Here is a 15697-nt window from a genome sequence, read left to right as displayed (position 1 = left end):
GCGTGCGCCGATACGGATGATCACCAACCGTTAACTTTGGCGTCACCCGCCACTCACCGCCAGGCCACCCGAGCGCCCTAACCTCTTCGGCGTTGCCGCCCCGACCCCGTCAGCCCGTGGGTCGGGGCCTCGCCCGTGATCGAAGAAATGAAGAGGTGCGCCGTGGCGCTGATCCACAAGAACCTGCTGAAGAACCCGTTCGCGTCTTCCCGCAGCTCCCTGACCTGCACGTACAAGTGCGGAAACGCCTGCCGCGACGACGCCCCCAACGAGTTCTCGTCGAACGAGTACTTCGCGGACGTCGCCAAGCGGGCCTACAGCCGCCGCCAGGCGCTGAAGGTCGGCGGCGCGGCCACCGTCGCCTTCGGCGGCGCATCGCTGCTCGCGGCCTGCACCACCGACGGCGGCAACGGCGGGGCCACCGGCACCACCGGCGCCGAGGGCGACGGCGGAAACGGCGGCGGCGAGGCGCTCGAGGGCATGCGGTTCACCGCGGTGCAGCCGAACACCGACGACGCGGTCGTCATCCCCGAAGGCTACGAGCAGAACGTGCTCATCGCCTGGGGCGATCCGGTCGAGGACGGTGCGCCGGAGTTCGACTTCGACGGACAGACCGCCGATGCCCAGGCCAAGCAGTTCGGCTTCAACAACGACTTCGCCGGCGTGCTGACCGTCGCCGACGGCACCCTGGTCTACGTCTGCAGTCACGAGTACACCACCGAGCCGATGATGTTCCGCGACTGGGACGCGGAGAACACCACCGAGGAGCAGGTCAACATCGGTCTCGCCGCCCACGGCCACACGGTGCTGGCGGTCGAGGAGGATGACAAGGGCTTCCTGAAGCCGATCAAGGGCCACGAGCTCAACCGCCGCATCACCGGCTTCACCGAGTTCACGGTCTCCGGCCCGGCCGCCGGCCACGAGCTGCTGAAGACCAACGAGGACCCGACGGGCACGAAGGTCATCGGCACGCTGAACAACTGCGCCGGCGGCATCACCCCGTGGGGCACCATGCTTTCCGGCGAGGAGAACGTCGACCAGTACTTCGGCGGCGTGGACAAGCTCGACGACGCCGAGCTGGAGGACAAGCTGGGCCGCTACTCCATCAAGAACGACGTCTCCGACCGCGCCTGGGAGAAGTTCCACGACCGCTTCGACGTCTCCAAGGAGCCCAACGAGCCCAACCGCTTCTACTGGATCGTCGAAATCGACCCGTTCGACCCGGAGTCGACGCCGGTCAAGCACACCGCGCTGGGCCGTTTCAAGCACGAGGCCGGCCAGATCCACGTCACCGACGACGGCACGGTCGTCTGCTACATGGGCGACGACGAGCGCTTCGAGTACATCTACAAGTTCGTCTCCTCCCGCAAGGTGAAGGAGGGCGACATGGCCCACAACATGGGCATCCTCAACGAAGGCACCCTGTACGTGGCCAAGTTCAACGGCAACTCCCCGGCCGACCAGATCGACGGTTCCGGCGAGCTGCCCGAGGACGGCGCCTTCGACGGCGAGATCGAGTGGATCCCGCTGATGACCGCCAACGCCGACGGCTCCGGCGAGTCCCACGTCGACGGCATGGACACCGCGGAGGTGTGCGTCTACACCCGCCTCGCCGGCGACCAGGTCGGCGCGACCCGCATGGACCGCCCGGAGGACGTCGAGGCGTCGCCGGTGACCGGCAAGGTTTACGCCGCCCTGACCAACAACAAGTACCGCGGCATGGCCGAGGGCGGGCAGGGCGTCATCGACCAGAAGATCGACCAGGCCACCGACGGCGCGGGCCGCCCCTACGAGGGCCCGACCGAGGTCGCCCCGATCGTGGAAAACAAGAACGGCCTCGTCCTGGAGATGGACGACGACCACGCGGGCACCACCGGCACGTGGAACCTGCTGCTGGTCTGCGGTGACCCGGAGGAGGCGGCGACGTACTTCGGCGGCTTCGACAAGGGCTCGGTCTCGCCGATCTCCTGCCCGGACAACTTGGCCTTCGACGAGTACGGCAACCTGTGGATCTCCACCGACGGCAACGCGCTGGACTCCAACGACGGCCTCTACGCCGTCGCCGTGGAGGGCGAGCGCCGCGGCGAGGTCAAGTGCTTCCTCACCGTCCCCGTCGGCGCCGAGACCTGCGGCCCGGTCGTCGAGGGCAACCGCGTGATCGTCAACGTCCAGCACCCGGGCGAGGACGACGACGCCACCCCGGACAACATCATCTCCCACTGGCCCGACGGCGGCGACGCCCAGCCGCGCCCGGCCGTCGTGCAGGTCGTACGCTCCGGCGGCGGCAAGATCGGCGCGTAGCGCGCAAAAACCTCCCGCCCATGGCCCCACCTTCCCTAGGGTGGGGCCATGATCGTCGTTGGCGGAGAAATGTTGGTCGACCTGGTGCCCGTGGCGGGTACGGGAGCCGCGGGCGCGGCCGGGCCGGACCTGCGCCCGCACTTGGGCGGCGGCCCGTTCAACGTGGCCATCGCGGCCGGCCGGCAGGGCGCGGAGGTGGGGTTCCTGTCGCGGCTGTCCACCGACGCCTACGGGCGCGCCGGGCTGGCGCGGTTGGCCGAAGCCGGCGTCGACGTCGCCCAGGTGCAGCTCGGCGAGGAGCCGACGACGCTGGCGGTGACGCAGCTCGACCCCGACGGTTCGGCCACCTACGACTTCCACTGGGCGGGTTCGGCCGACCGCCTGATCGCCGATCCCGGCCCCATCGACGCCGACGTGGTGTGCCTGGGCACGTGTTCGCTGGTTTTCGAGCCGGGCGCGAGCGTCTACGAGACCGTCCTGTTCCGCGAGGCCGATCGCGGCCGCGTCATCGCCCTGGACCCCAACATCCGCCCGGCGGTCATCGCGGATCCGGGCCTGTACCGGGAGCGCTTCCGCGCGTGGTTGCCGCACGTGACGGTGCTGAAGGTCTCCGATGCCGATCTCGCCTGGCTTTACGACGACCCCGACCTCGACGTCCACCGCACCTGCGCCGAGATCGCCATGGAGACCAGGGGCGCGGTCGTGCTGACCGAAGGTGGCCGAGGGGCGTCGGCGTTCACGGCGCGCGGGAACGTTTCCGCTGCGGCACCGAAGGTCGACGTCGCCGACACCATCGGCGCGGGCGACACCGTCATGGGGACCATCGCCGCCGACATCGACCGCAGGCTCGCCGACGCCCCGCATGCGGCGCCGGCCGACGTCGTCCGCGCGTGGGGCCCGGGGGAGTGGGGGCCGATCCTCGAACGGGCGACCCGCGCGGCGGCGATCACCGTCTCGCGGCCCGGCGCGAATCCGCCCACTGCGGAGGAACTGGGGTAGGGGAACCGGCACCGAACATCCGCCGCGGCGCCACCGAACATGCGCTGGGGCGGCATCGGTCCGGCACCGGGGCGAGGCTCGAGGAGAGACACGGTCCACACGGCCACGTATTCTGTGCGGCGAAACATCTGCCGCGGGAGCGCCGCGGTGACCTGATCGCGAGGAAGGCCGGACAATGAACTTCATCATCGTGGTGGGGGTGATCATCGTCATCGTGGGCGTGGTGCTGGTCGTCATGGGCAAGAAGAAGGACGGCGAGACCGGCCCCAGGTACAACGATCCTCTGCTGACCGGAGAGTTCCGCAAGTTCGGGCCGACGTCCATCGCGCCGGGCGCGATCATCGGGCGCGGCGGCCACGATCACGTGGTGCGTGGCAGCCTGGAGCTGAGCCAGGGCCCGTTCCGCTGGTGGGAGCATCTGCTCGACGGTGGCCCGGACGGTTCGTGGTTCGGCGTCGAGGATGACGAGGGTGCGGTGGAATTGACCTGGTGGCGCCGCTACCCGGGCAATTTCCAGCCGACGAACCCGATGGTCATCGAGGGCGTCGAATACTGGGAGCAGGAGCGCGGCGAGGCCCGCTACCGGGCATTGGGCACCACCGGCCTGCCGCCGGAGGGGTCGATGGTCTACATCGACTTCGAATCTTCGGACTGTCGCCTGCTCGGTCTGGAGCAGTGGTCCTCGCAGGGGCCGTGGGAGGCATCGTTCGGCCACCGCATCCTGCCCGGCGAGTTGACCGTGTACTCCGCGCCGACGGACCCCAACGGCCGGTTCGGCCCGGAGGACAACGGAGGGGCGCGACGATGAGCGCCACCTCCACCATGACGGCGGCCGGGCCGATCGCCCTCGACGTCCCCTTCGCCGACGTGACGGCCGCGGACCTGCGCCTGTCCATCGGCGGGGCCGTGCCGCCGATGCTCGCGCATCTGACCATCGCCGCGCATCCGGACGCCCCGGCGGGGTCGCCGCCGCTCACGCTGGGCATCCTCGGTTCCTCCCACGTCGCCTACGTCGGCGCCGCCGCCGCTCCCGCCCATGTGGAGGAGCTGTCGTGCACCGCGATCGGCGGAGTGGCGCTCCACGCCGTCGACCCGGCCGAACGCGGCACCGGCGTGCACGTGGACAGGCTGGACGTCGCGGGCTTCGGTTCCGTCGTCAAGCAGGTCCGTTCCCTCGGCGAGGACCCGTCGGCCCTGGTCGCCGAGTTCCCCGGCTGCGACGGGGCGATCACGGCCGTGCACGGTGAAGCGCTGCCCGGCGGCCACCGGTGGCGGACGTGGCACCTGTACCCGGACGCGCGCGGTGGCGGTGAAGTCGTGTCCACGTCCTCTTCGTGGCGGATGGGGGCGACGCGATGAAGGGCATGGGGCCGATGCGCATTCTCGGCGTGATCCTCATCGTGTTCGGGATCGTCACCATCATCGGCGGAGCCGTCGCCGGATCCGCCACCGTGGAGCGGACCATCTCCGACCGGCACGGCAACGGCAACTCGGTCGGCGACATGACGACCTGGAGCTGCGGCACCGCCGACCCGGTGCAGGTCGGGCGCGAACTGCGCGACGACATCAACCACCAGAGCTACGCCGAGCACGAAGGGTCCGCGTACCTGCGCACCAGGAACCGCATCATCGTCGTCGGCCGCACCGCGGGCGAATGCACCATCCGGGCGGAAAGCCTCGACCGCACCTACTCCAACGGCGGGTACATCTTCCTCGGCCCCGGCTTCCGGCCGGGCTCCCCGGCCAGTGGATCCGGCGGCAACTCGGGGTCCTGGGGAGGCGCCAAATGACCGCCGCCCACGTTCCCGCGCCGGCATCCGTCACCGAATCCGGCCCAGCACCCGCCCCGGCACCGGCCCCAGAATCCGTCCCGTTCGAGACAAGGAATCCCGACATGACCTCCATCGCCCAGGACTCCGGCCACGCACCCGGCTTTCTCACCGCCCAGGACGTCGTGGCGCCGACGCTCGCCGACCAGCTGGCGGTGGGCGTCCCGGCCACCATCGCCTACTTCGCGGCGGGCATCCTCGTGCTCGTGGTCGGTTTCGTCGTCCTCGACCTGCTGACCCCCGGCAAACTCCGCGAGCTGGTCTTCGTGGAAAACCGCGCCGGCGCCGCCACTCTCGCCGCCGCACAGCAGATCGCGCTGGGCATGATCATCTTCTCGGTCATCCGGGCCTCCGACGATCGGCTGTGGGTGGGCATTTCCGAGACCCTCATCTACGGCGCCATCGGCATCGCCGCGCAGGCGCTGGCGCTGCTCGTGCTCGAGGCGCTGGTGCCCGGGCGGTTCCGCGACGTGGTCATGGACGCCAAGCTGCGGCCCCGCGCCGCGATGGCCGGGGTGACGCTCGTGGTGATCGGGCTGATCAACGCCGTCGCACTGTCGTGACGGTGAGTGCCGGCGCAGAAGCCCGCACCGAATCCGGCGCCGACGCCCCTCCCGGCAGGCTCTGGCGGGCGCTGCTGCTGGCGGCGGTGGCGGCGTGCGCGGCCTGCGGCCTGATCTACGAGCTCGCGCTGCTGGCGCTGTCCGCCTCGCTGGGCCGCGGCGACGTCGTGGCCACCTCGGTCATCGTCGCCGGGTACGTCGCGGCGCTGGGGCTCGGCGCGCTGCTGGCCAAGCCCCTGGTGAAGTGGGCGGCGGCGTCGTTCCTCGGCGTCGAGGCGGCGCTGGGCCTGGTCGGCGGATTCTCCGCGACGCTGCTGTACCTGTCCTTCGCCGTCACCGGCGATTCGCTGGCGGCGCTGACGGTGGCCACCATCGCCATCGGCGTGCTCGTCGGTGCGGAGGTCCCGCTGCTGATGACGCTCCTGCAGCACGGCCGCCGCACCACCGCCGCCGAATCGGGCGCGGTCGTGGCCAATCTCAACGCAGCCGACTACCTGGGGGCGCTCATCGGCGGCCTGTCGTGGCCGTTCATCGTGCTGCCGGTGTTCGGCATGCTGCGCGGCACGGCGGTGACCGGCCTGATCAACGTCGCCGCGGCGCTGCTCATCGCCGTGCTGCTGCTGCGCCGGATGCTCACGCGCCGGGCGCTGGTCACGGCGGTCTCCGTCCTCGTCGCGGCAGCTGTGGCGCTGGTCGCGCTGCTCTTTTCCGTCCGCCACATCGAGGTCACCGCCCGCCAGGCGCTGTTCGCCGCGCCGATCGTCCACGCGGAGCGCAGCGACTACCAGGAGATCGTCATCACGCGGTCCGGCAAGGACACCCGCCTCTTCCTCGACGGTGGGCTGCAGTACTCCAGCCGCGACGAATACCGTTACACCGAATCGCTGGTCTATCCCGCCCTGCGCGAATCCACCCGCACGGCGCTGATCCTCGGCGGCGGCGACGGGCTGGCCGCCCGCGAGCTGCTGCGGATGCCCGGCATCGAGCGCATCGTCCAGGTCGAGCTGGACCCCCGCGTCATCGAGCTGGCCCGCACCGAGCTGGCGGCCGACAACGGCGGCTCGCTGGACGACCCCCGCGTCGACGTCGTCGTCGACGACGCCTTCGCCTGGCTGCGCGGCCATTCGAAGGAACTCCGGAACATCCCCGCCGGCGGTTTCGACGCCATCTACGCCGACCTGCCCGACCCCGACACGGCGGTCCTCGGCCGCCTGTACTCGCAGGAGTTCTACGGCCTCATCCGCGGCGTCGCCGCGCCCGGTGCACGCCTGGTCGTCCAATCCGGCTCGCCCTTCTCCACGCCCGACGCCTACTGGCGCACCATCTCCACCATGCGCGCGGCCGGATGGGCGACCACGCCGTATCACGTCCACGTCCCGACCTTCGGCGACTGGGGCTTCGGGCTGGCGGAACTCGGCGGTGCGCCTGTGCTTGACGCCCCCTTGCTTGACGACGCCACCCGCCCCGACACCAACGGCCCGCGCGTCGAACTGCCGCCCGGTGCCCCTGCGCTGCGCTACTTCACCGACGACGTCGCCGCCGCCTCCATGGTCTTCGGCGCGGACTCCGCACCCCGCGATCTCGAACCCAGCACCCTGAGCGAACCCGCCATCGTCGATGACCTGCGGCGCGGCTGGCGGCGCGCCGGCGAATAGGGCCGCCGCGCACGCCCCGGCGGGCCGGAACCCCGCCGGATATGCCGTCGTCAAGCAGTGGGCTACCCTGAGGAACCGTGACTGACGCGAAGAACCCCGCCCCGAACCAGGCCCAGAAGCCCACCACCGACCTGCCGGAGCAGCTGCGCATCCGCCGCGACAAGCGCGCGAAGCTGCTGGCCGACGGCGGCGAGGCGTACCCGGTCGAGGTCCCGCGCACGCACACGCTGGCGCAGGTCCGCAGCCAGTGGCAGCTGGAGGCGGGGGAGGAGACGCAGGACGTCGTCACCGTCGTCGGCCGCGTCATCTTCGTGCGCAACACCGGCAAGCTGTGTTTCGCCACGCTGCAGGAGGGCGACGGCACGCAGCTGCAGGCCATGCTCAGCCTGAAGGAGGTCGGCGAGGACGCGCTGGCCGCCTGGAAGGCCGACGTGGACATGGGCGACTTCGTCATCATCACCGGCCGCGTCATCGCGTCGCGCCGCGGCGAGCTGTCCGTCATGGCCACCGAGTGGACCATGGCGTCGAAGTCGCTGCGCCCCCTGCCGTTCGCGCACTCCGACATGAGCGAGGACCAGCGCGTCCGCCACCGCTACACCGACCTGATCATGCGCCCGGAGGCCCGCGACAACGCGATCACCCGCATCAAGGTCATCCGCGAGCTGCGTCACGCGCTGGAGCGCCGCGGCTTCCTCGAGGTCGAGACCCCGATGCTGCAGACCCTCCACGGTGGCGCGGCGGCCCGCCCGTTCGTCACGCACTCCAATGCCCTGGACCTGGACCTGTACCTGCGCATCGCGCCGGAGCTGTACCTGAAGCGCTGCGTCGTCGGCGGCATGGAGAAGGTCTTCGAGATCAACCGCAACTTCCGCAACGAGGGCATCGACTCCTCGCACTCGCCGGAGTTCGCCATGCTCGAGTACTACGACGCCTACGGCACCTACGACGATTCCGCGCGCACCGTGCAGGAGGTCATCCAGGAAATCGCCGTGGCCGTGTTCGGCTCGACGACGGTGACGCTGGCCGACGGCACCGAGTACGACTTCGGCGGCGAGTGGAAGCAGCTGGAGATGTACCCCTCGCTCAACGAGGCGCTGGCCCGCAAGTTCCCCGGCCAGCCGGAGGTCACCGTCGACTCCACGGTCGACGAGCTCAAGGCGATCGCCGACGTCATCGGCCTGGACGTGCCGGCCAAGGGCGGCTGGGGCCACGGCAAGCTCGTGGAGGAGATCTGGGAGCTGCTGTGCGAGGACCAGCTCGATGGCCCGGTCTTCGTCCGCGACTTCCCGGTCGAGACCTCGCCGCTGACCCGCCAGCACCGCTCGAAGCCGGGCGTCACCGAGAAGTGGGACCTTTACGTCCGCGGCTTCGAGCTGGCCACGGGCTACTCGGAGCTGGTCGACCCGGTGATCCAGCGCGAGCGTTTCGAGGACCAGGCCCGCCTGGCCGCCGGCGGCGACGACGAGGCGATGGTCCTCGACGAGGACTTCCTCCACGCCATGGAGCAGGGCATGCCCCCGACCACCGGCGTCGGCATGGGCGTCGATCGCCTGCTGATGGCGTTCACGGGCCTGGGCATCCGCGAGACGGTGCTGTTCCCGATCGTGAAGCCCGAGCAGAACTGATTTCCGCTTGACGACGGGCCGGCGTTTGCGGCGGTCCGTCGTTTTCGCGTTTCCGGGGTCGAGACCGCATACCGCCCGGCTCGACGGGGATGGCCGGTGCGGTGCCGGAGGCTTCGCCGTCGGGTCAATCGGCGTCAACACGGCGCATACCTGCGATAACGCTGTTTCCACTTTCATCGTAAAGGGAAATGTGACGTTGACCTCGTGTTTTGTGCGGGGGTGCGTTACGGGGGCGGCGATAGTGCCAATCTTGGGGTAGTTCTGTCGAAAGATGTGACAGCGGTCACCGAATGGCTTTATCGTTATCCCAGTAACAGTTCTGACTCGAAAGGCCATGAACCCATGAGCGAGAAGAAGAACCGCCAGGATTCCACCGTCGGCCGCAATAACCCGGGCCGTGACGCCATCGGCGCGGCAATGCGGTTCATCACGTCCATCACCGGCTCCGACTTCGCCCAGAAGTACGACCTCCAGCCGACGATCGACCGCGTGATCTACCAGTCGACGAAGTCCGGGTTCAAGACCCTGGGCGCCGCGAACCGCCAGTTCAAGAAGGTATCCGGCGGCGGCAAGCCGCAGCGTCCCGCCCGCGAGGCGCAGGCCGCCGCACCCGACGACGCGGCCTCGGCCGAGCCGGCGAAGACTCCCTCGAAGAAGCTCTTCGATCTCACCCCGACCGAAGATCAGCAGATGATCGTCGAGACGGTGAAGGAGTTCGCGGAGTCCCGCCTGCGCGACGCCGCCGCCACCGCCGACCACGCCGCGACCCCGCCGGAGACGCTCCTGTCCGAGGCCGCCGAGCTCGGCGTCGCCCTGATCAACGTGCCGGAGTCCTTCGAGGGCATCGCCACCGGCGAGGACGTCACCACCAACGCGCTCGTCGCCGAGGCGCTGGCCTACGGCGACATGGGTCTGGCCCTGGCCGTGCTGGCCCCCGCCGGCGTCGCCGCGACGCTCACCGCCCACGGCTCCGACGCCCAGCAGAAGACCTACCTCCCGGCCTTCGCCGGCGAGGACGTCCCCGCCGCCGCCGTCGTGCTCTCCGAGCCGCGCCCGCTGTTCGACCCGCTCAAGCCGGAGGCCACCGGGCGCCGTGAGGGCAACGAGATCGTCCTCAACGGCGTGAAGTCGATGGTCCCCAACGCCGGTGCCGCCGAGCTGTTCATCGTCGGCGTCAACCTCAACGGCCGCCCCGCGCTGGTCATCGTCGAGTCCTCCGCCGAGGGCCTCCACGTCGAAGCCGACCCGTCGATGGGCATCCGCGGCGCCGCCCTGGGCCGCCTGGTGCTCAAGGACGTCCGCATCCCCGCCGACGCCGTCCTCGGCGGCGAGCAGATCTCCGCCGACCAGGCCGAGGTCGAGTACCGCGACGTGCTGCGCCGCTCCCGCCTCGGCTGGGCCGCGCTGGCCGCCGGCACCTGCCAGGCCGTCCTCGACTACGTCGTGCCCTACGTCAACGAGCGCGAGGCGTTCGGCGAGCCGATCTCGCACCGCCAGGCCGTGGCCTTCATGGTCGCCGACATCAAGATCGAGCTCGACGGCCTGCGCATGATCCTGCTGCGCGGCACCTCCCGCGCCGACCAGGGCCGCCGCTTCGACCGCGAGGCCGCCCTGGCCAAGAACTTCGCCTCCGAGAAGGGCATGAAGATCGGCTCCGACGGCGTGCAGCTGCTCGGCGGCCACGGCTTCGTCAAGGAGCACCCCGTCGAGCGCTGGTACCGCGACCTGCGCGCCATCGGCATCGCCGAGGGCATCGTCGTCCTGTAAACCGCCAGACACTTCAGATTTGAAAGAGGATCCGAAATGATCAACCTCGAACTGCCGAAGTTCCTCAGGGCGGGCGCCGCGCAGGCGCATCAGGCCGCCGCGGAGATCTTCCGCCCCATTTCCCGAAAGTACGACCTCGCCGAGCACGAGTACCCGCGTGAGCTGGACACCCTCGCCTCGATGATGGACGGCATGGCCGACGGCGGCAACGCCTTCTCCGGTGCGTCCGGTGGCCGCGGCGACGAGAAGAAGCAGCGCCCCGGCATCAAGAACGGCGGCAACATGGCGTCGCTGCTCAACGTCATCGAGACCTGCTGGGGCGACGTCGGCCTGACGCTGTCCCTGCCGTTCCAGGGCCTGGGCAACTCCGCCCTGGCGGCCGTCGCCACCGACGAGCAGCTGGAGAGCTTCGGCAAGACGTGGGCCGCCATGGCCATCACCGAGCCGTCGTTCGGCTCGGACTCCTCGGCCGTGTCGACGACCGCCCGCAAGGACGGTGACGAGTACGTCCTCAACGGCGAGAAGATCTTCGTCACCTCCGGCGAGCGCGCCGACTCCGTCGTCGTGTGGGCGACGCTGGACAAGTCGCTGGGCCGCGCGGCCATCAAGTCGTTCCTGGTGAAGAAGGGCACCCCGGGCTTCACCGTGGAGCGTCTGGAGGAGAAGCTGGGCATCCGCGCCTCCGACACCGCGGTGCTGCGCCTGGACAACGTCCGCGTGCCGGCCGAGAACCTGCTGGGTTCGCCGGACATCGACGTGAAGAAGTCCTTCGCCGGCGCCATGGCGACCTTCGACAACACCCGTCCGCTGGTGGCGGGCATGGCCATTGGCGTCGCGCGTGCGGCGCTGGAGGAGCTGCGCCGCATCCTGGAGGAGGCCGGCGTCGAGATCGACTACGACAAGCCCGCGTTCGCCCAGCATGCCGCCGTCGCGGAGTACATCCGCCTGGAGTCGGATTGGGAGGCCGCGTACCTGCTGGCTCTCCGCGCCGCGTGGATGGCCGACAATAAGCAGCCGAACACCCTCGAGGCCTCGGCGTCGAAGGCGAAGGCCGGCCGCATGGGCACCGAGGTGACCCTGCGCGCCGTCGAGCTGGCCGGTGCGTACGGCTACTCGGAGCGCAACCTGCTGGAGAAGTGGTCGCGCGACGCGAAGATCCTGGACATCTTCGAGGGCACGCAGCAGATCCAGCAGCTCGTCGTCGCCCGCCGCGTGCTGGGGCTGAGCTCGAAGCAGCTGAAGTAGCGGATCGCCTGCGATCCGGGTCCGCGTTGAACGGGCTGGGATCGCATTCCCTGAGCTGAACGTCGCTAACTGCAGACGCTTCCGCGATTTCATGCAACGAAATCGCGGAAGCGTCTGCAGTTTGCGTCGTTCACGGCCCGGCTTCTTCTGCTTTGCGACGCCCACGTGCCACCCCATCCGACGAGATCGCGATGAGATGCCTCGATCGTGATCTCGTGGGCGCGGAGGTGCGGCGCTACCGGGCGATGACGGTCACCGGGGTTCCACGGAGTCGATCGCGGGCATCGTCGACGAGGGCGTCGAACTCCGCGGCCCACCCGGGGCGGTCGGCGCGGAAACTCGCGGCGGCCGCGGCGTCGGGGGAGACCCCGTCGGGGCGGGCCTTCTGAATCGCCCAGGTCAGCGCGGGCCGCACGGCGCCGGGCCGTTTCGAGAGGGCTGCACCGGGGGAAGACCCGGTGGCCAGTTCACCGAGCGTCTCGGCGAGCATGTCCGCGATGCCCGGCACGCCCGTGACGGCGGGAGAATCCGGCCACACCGTCGTCCGGACCTCGATCGACAACGGCGGGAAGTCGCCGGCGGTCTGGTGCGCGCCGAGCGCCTCGACGATCAGCCGCAGGCTCCGCAGCACCTTGTCGCCGGCGGACAGCTGCGCACCTCCGCCTTCCGCGCCACCGAACTGCGCGCCTCCATATGCGACGGCGGCATTGGTCTCCGCGTCGCGGGGATCGGCCTTGACGTCCAGACCGATCCAATTGGGGCGGTGGTCGCGGAGGACGTCCTCGAGTGCGCCCGGATAGCAGTCCGACGTGTGCAGGCCGACGCCGAATCCCGCCGCGCGCACCACCTCGATCGCTTCACCGAGGCCCCGGTGCATGGTGGGCTCGCCGCCGGTGAAGACCACGCCATCGAGCAGCCCGCGCCGAGAATCCAGCAGGTCCAGCACCTCGCGCCACCGTCCGCCGATGAGTTCGGGGACACCGGCACCGGATCCGGCGCCGGCCCCGGCGCAACGCCCCACGGTGCCCACGGCGGCCTGCAGATCCGGGTTGTGGCAGTACGGGCATCGCCACGGGCACCCCTGCAGGAACACGGTCGCCGCCAATCTCCCCGGCCAATCGACGGAGGAAAAGGGCACCACGCCCGCCACGGGCACCGGCGCCGCGGCGAGAGGGGTGGACGGCGGGGAGGGCGGGACGTCGTCAAGCACGTCAGGCGACATGGCGCTGGGCGAAGGGCAACCGTTCGTGGTGCTCGCCCTTCTTGCCCGTGTTGAAGGAGGACACCGGGCGGAAATAGCCCATGACGCGGGTCCAGACCTCGACCTCGCCGCCGCAGGTGGGGCACGCCTCCAGCTCGCCGGAGTGGTAGCCGTGCGCCGCGCACACCGAGAACGTCGGCGTCACCGTGACGTAGGGCAGGCGGAAATTCTCCAGCGACCGGCGCACCAGCGTCGCGCACGCCTCGCCGGCATCGATCGCCTCGCCCATGTACAGGTGCAGCACCGTGCCGCCGGTGTATTTCGACTGCAGCTCTTCCTGCTCGGCCAGCGCGCGGAAAGGGTCGTCCGTGTGGCCGACGGGCAGCTGCGACGAGTTCGTGTAATACGGCTCGTCGTCCGTGCCTGCCTGCAGGATCCCCGGGTGGCGGCGGCGATCCTCGCGCGCGAAGCGGTACGTCGCGCCCTCCGCCGGCGTCGCCTCCAGGTTGAACATGTGGCCCGTGGACTCCTGGAATTCGACGAGCCGCGCGCGGATGTGGTCCAGCAGCCGCACGGCCATCGCGTGCCCGCGGGCCGTGGTGATGTCGTCGGCGTCAACCGTGAAATTGCGCACCATCTCGTTGATGCCGTTGACCCCCAGCGTGGAAAAGTGATTGTCCAGGCCGGGCAGCCACCGCTGCGTGTACGGGTACAGGCCCGCGTCGATGAGCGTGGCGACGGTCCGGCGCCGCGCTTCGAGCACCCCCACCCCCAGGGCGAGGAGCTCGTCGAGTTCCGCCAGCAGGGCGTCGAAATCCCCGGCGTGGAGGAAGCCCAGCCGCGCGCAGTTCACCGTGACCACGCCGATGGAACCGGTCAGCTCCGCCGAGCCGAAGAGGCCGTTGCCGCGGGCCAGCAGCTCCCGCAGGTCCAGCTGGAGGCGGCAGCACATCGAGCGGATCTGGCCCGGGTCGAGGTCGGAGTTGATGAAGTTCTGGAAGTACGGCAGGCCGTAGCGCGCAGTCATGTCGAACAGGCGGCGCGTGTTCGGGTGGTCCCAGTCGAAGTCGGCGGTGATGTTGTACGTGGGGATGGGGAACGTGAACGCGCGTCCCGATGCGTCGCCGCGGCCCATGACCTCGATGAACGCGCGGTTGAGCAGGTCCATCTCCGCCTGCAGGTCGCCGTAGGCGAAGTCAACCGGCTCGTCGCCGATGAACGGGACCTGGTCGCGCAGCTCCGGCGGGCAGACCCAGTCGAAGGTCAGGTTCGTGAACGGAGTCTGCGTGCCCCAGCGCGAGGGCACGTTGAGGTTGAACACGAACTCCTGGATCGCCTGCTCGACCTGGTCGTACGTGAGGCCGTCGATCCGGACGAAGGGCGCGAGGTACGTGTCGAAGCTGGAGAACGACTGCGCGCCCGCCCATTCGTTCTGCAGCGTGCCCAGGAAGTTGACCATCTGGCCCAGCGCCGAGGTGAGGTGCTTCGGCGGGGCGGAGGACACCGCGCCGGCGACGCCGCCGAAGCCCTCCTCGAGCAATGCCCGCAGCGACCAGCCGGCGCAGTATCCGGCGAGCATGTCCAGGTCGTGGATGTGGATGGCGCCTTCGCGGTGCGCGGCGCCGGCCTCGGGCGTGAACACGTGGTCCAGCCAGTAGTTCGCCACGACTTTGCCGGAGGTGTTCAGCATCATGCCGCCCAGGCTGAAGTCCTGGTTCGCGTTGGCGTTGATCCGCCAGTCGGCGTGGTCGAGGTACTCGTCGATCGTCGCGCCCGGATCGATGAGGCGGGGCGCGTCGGGGACGGCGGCGCCTGTGCCGTGGCCCCCGGGGGCCGTGGCATCCGTGAGGCAGTTGGTTCCTGTGTGGTGGGTGGTGAAGGCCGTCATGGCCCTCACCATAAGACTCGAATCACATAAATGGGATTCGGCTTATTGTGACATTGATCATGCTTAACGACGGGAACCGTCACAACATGTGGGGCCGCGCCGTTGTCAAGCGCCCATAAGTTGTGTGGCCGATTCTTTGGCGGATCTTTCACCCCTCCGTTCGGGGGAGGGGTGGCGCGCCGATGGGGAGGGGTGCGGCGACCGAGCGAAGGGATGCGCCGGCCGTGCGGGGCGGGGCGCTATTCGCAGGCCCATCCGTCGTTGTCGCGGTCCAAACCGGCCCGGTAGCCCGGCGCACCGGCGGGAATGGGCGCCACGCCCGCGGCGCGGGCGGCGCTGCAGTTCGCGTAGTAGCCGCCACCGGCGGCGGGGGCCGGCGCCGGCGCGGGATCGTACGCCGGAGCGGGGGCGGGGGCGGGATTGCCCATGATGCCCATCGCGCCGCCGGCGGCGGCCCCGGCTCCCGCATCCGCGGCCACGACGGCGCCCGCGCCCGCGGCCTCGTCCTCGAGCGGACATGCGATGCCGTCGCCATTGGAGTCGAGTTCCTCGCTGTAGCCCGGATCGCCCACGTACAGCGGGGCGGCGCCGGCCTCGACGGCCTCGCTGCAATTGGCGAACATC

13 protein-coding genes are annotated in these 15697 nt (G+C 70.0%); 10 read left to right on the top strand and 3 right to left on the bottom strand.

What is annotated here, in order from left to right; genetic code table 11:
• Positions 1-162 precede the first annotated feature (162 nt).
• The 10 genes from CX1_RS06220 to CX1_RS06175 all read left to right on the top strand — a co-directional run bounded on the left by CX1_RS06220 (position 163) and on the right by CX1_RS06175 (position 11984).
• Entirely contained in the window at positions 163-2301 is a 2139-nt protein-coding gene (locus CX1_RS06220) for a PhoX family protein (RefSeq protein ID WP_046650919.1), read from the top strand.
• 48 nt (positions 2302-2349) lie between these two features.
• On the top strand, positions 2350-3300 hold the full coding sequence (locus CX1_RS06215; protein WP_060925414.1) for a carbohydrate kinase family protein: 951 nt from the start codon (positions 2350-2352) through the stop codon (positions 3298-3300).
• 175 nt (positions 3301-3475) lie between these two features.
• Positions 3476-4108 carry a DUF4178 domain-containing protein gene (locus tag CX1_RS06210; RefSeq protein WP_046650908.1) on the top strand — a complete coding sequence of 211 codons (633 nt, stop codon included), beginning with the start codon at positions 3476-3478 and terminating at the stop codon, positions 4106-4108.
• A complete protein-coding gene (locus CX1_RS06205; protein WP_052753273.1) occupies positions 4105-4659 on the top strand; it encodes a DUF2617 family protein in 555 nt (184 codons plus the stop codon). The genes CX1_RS06210 and CX1_RS06205 overlap by 4 nt, the downstream gene beginning before the upstream one ends.
• Positions 4656-5090 (top strand): DUF4247 domain-containing protein, encoded by a 435-nt coding sequence (locus tag CX1_RS06200; RefSeq protein WP_146780716.1) that lies wholly within the window; start codon positions 4656-4658, stop codon positions 5088-5090. The genes CX1_RS06205 and CX1_RS06200 overlap by 4 nt, the downstream gene beginning before the upstream one ends.
• A 104-nt stretch (positions 5091-5194) precedes the next feature.
• A complete protein-coding gene (locus CX1_RS06195) occupies positions 5195-5692 on the top strand; it encodes a DUF350 domain-containing protein (RefSeq protein WP_082719173.1) in 498 nt (165 codons plus the stop codon).
• The gene (locus tag CX1_RS06190; RefSeq protein WP_432264144.1) at positions 5689-7347 is read left to right on the top strand and encodes a polyamine aminopropyltransferase; all 1659 of its coding nucleotides are present in this window, start codon (positions 5689-5691) and stop codon (positions 7345-7347) included. Before CX1_RS06195 ends, CX1_RS06190 begins: the two co-directional genes overlap by 4 nt.
• Before the next feature lie 77 nt (positions 7348-7424).
• A complete protein-coding gene (gene lysS, locus CX1_RS06185) occupies positions 7425-8972 on the top strand; it encodes a lysine--tRNA ligase (protein ID WP_046650906.1) in 1548 nt (515 codons plus the stop codon).
• A gap of 342 nt (positions 8973-9314) precedes the next feature.
• On the top strand, positions 9315-10739 hold the full coding sequence (locus CX1_RS06180) for an acyl-CoA dehydrogenase family protein (RefSeq protein WP_046650905.1): 1425 nt from the start codon (positions 9315-9317) through the stop codon (positions 10737-10739).
• Positions 10740-10775: 36 nt separating this feature from the next.
• The gene (locus tag CX1_RS06175; protein ID WP_046650903.1) at positions 10776-11984 is read left to right on the top strand and encodes an acyl-CoA dehydrogenase family protein; all 1209 of its coding nucleotides are present in this window, start codon (positions 10776-10778) and stop codon (positions 11982-11984) included.
• A 235-nt stretch (positions 11985-12219) separates the two neighbouring features.
• On the opposite strand, the gene CX1_RS12615 is transcribed toward CX1_RS06175, so the two are convergent.
• From CX1_RS12615 to CX1_RS12660, 3 genes are all read right to left on the bottom strand, one after another.
• Positions 12220-13206, bottom strand: coding sequence for a radical SAM protein (locus tag CX1_RS12615; RefSeq protein ID WP_082719172.1), 987 nt, complete (start codon positions 13204-13206; stop codon positions 12220-12222).
• Positions 13196-15073, bottom strand: coding sequence for a ribonucleoside triphosphate reductase (locus tag CX1_RS06165; RefSeq protein ID WP_082719204.1), 1878 nt, complete (start codon positions 15071-15073; stop codon positions 13196-13198). Before CX1_RS06165 ends, CX1_RS12615 begins: the two co-directional genes overlap by 11 nt.
• Before the next feature lie 239 nt (positions 15074-15312).
• On the bottom strand, positions 15313-15696 hold the full coding sequence (locus CX1_RS12660) for an excalibur calcium-binding domain-containing protein (protein WP_060925413.1): 384 nt from the start codon (positions 15694-15696) through the stop codon (positions 15313-15315).
• Position 15697: the final 1 nt, after the last annotated feature.

Source organism: Corynebacterium xerosis NBRC 16721 = ATCC 373 (assembly GCF_001552415.1).
In the GTDB taxonomy this organism is placed as follows: domain Bacteria; phylum Actinomycetota; class Actinomycetes; order Mycobacteriales; family Mycobacteriaceae; genus Corynebacterium; species Corynebacterium xerosis.
The sequence above is the reverse complement of the archived record's forward strand: the minus strand, read 5'-3'. Positions and strand labels throughout refer to the sequence as shown.

What these genes read in the sequence shown, in the direction of transcription:
- CX1_RS12615 (WP_082719172.1), bottom strand. Translation starts at nt 13,206, where the DNA reads ATGTCGCCTGACGTGCTTGACGACGTCCCGCCCTCCCCGCCGTCCACC.
- CX1_RS06180 (WP_046650905.1), top strand. Translation starts at nt 9,315, where the DNA reads ATGAGCGAGAAGAAGAACCGCCAGGATTCCACCGTCGGCCGCAATAAC.
- CX1_RS06205 (WP_052753273.1), top strand. Translation starts at nt 4,105, where the DNA reads ATGAGCGCCACCTCCACCATGACGGCGGCCGGGCCGATCGCCCTCGAC.
- CX1_RS12660 (WP_060925413.1), bottom strand. Translation starts at nt 15,696, where the DNA reads ATGTTCGCCAATTGCAGCGAGGCCGTCGAGGCCGGCGCCGCCCCGCTG.
- CX1_RS06175 (WP_046650903.1), top strand. Translation starts at nt 10,776, where the DNA reads ATGATCAACCTCGAACTGCCGAAGTTCCTCAGGGCGGGCGCCGCGCAG.
- CX1_RS06165 (WP_082719204.1), bottom strand. Translation starts at nt 15,073, where the DNA reads ATGACGGCCTTCACCACCCACCACACAGGAACCAACTGCCTCACGGAT.
- CX1_RS06210 (WP_046650908.1), top strand. Translation starts at nt 3,476, where the DNA reads ATGAACTTCATCATCGTGGTGGGGGTGATCATCGTCATCGTGGGCGTG.
- CX1_RS06195 (WP_082719173.1), top strand. Translation starts at nt 5,195, where the DNA reads ATGACCTCCATCGCCCAGGACTCCGGCCACGCACCCGGCTTTCTCACC.
- CX1_RS06200 (WP_146780716.1), top strand. Translation starts at nt 4,656, where the DNA reads ATGAAGGGCATGGGGCCGATGCGCATTCTCGGCGTGATCCTCATCGTG.
- CX1_RS06215 (WP_060925414.1), top strand. Translation starts at nt 2,350, where the DNA reads ATGATCGTCGTTGGCGGAGAAATGTTGGTCGACCTGGTGCCCGTGGCG.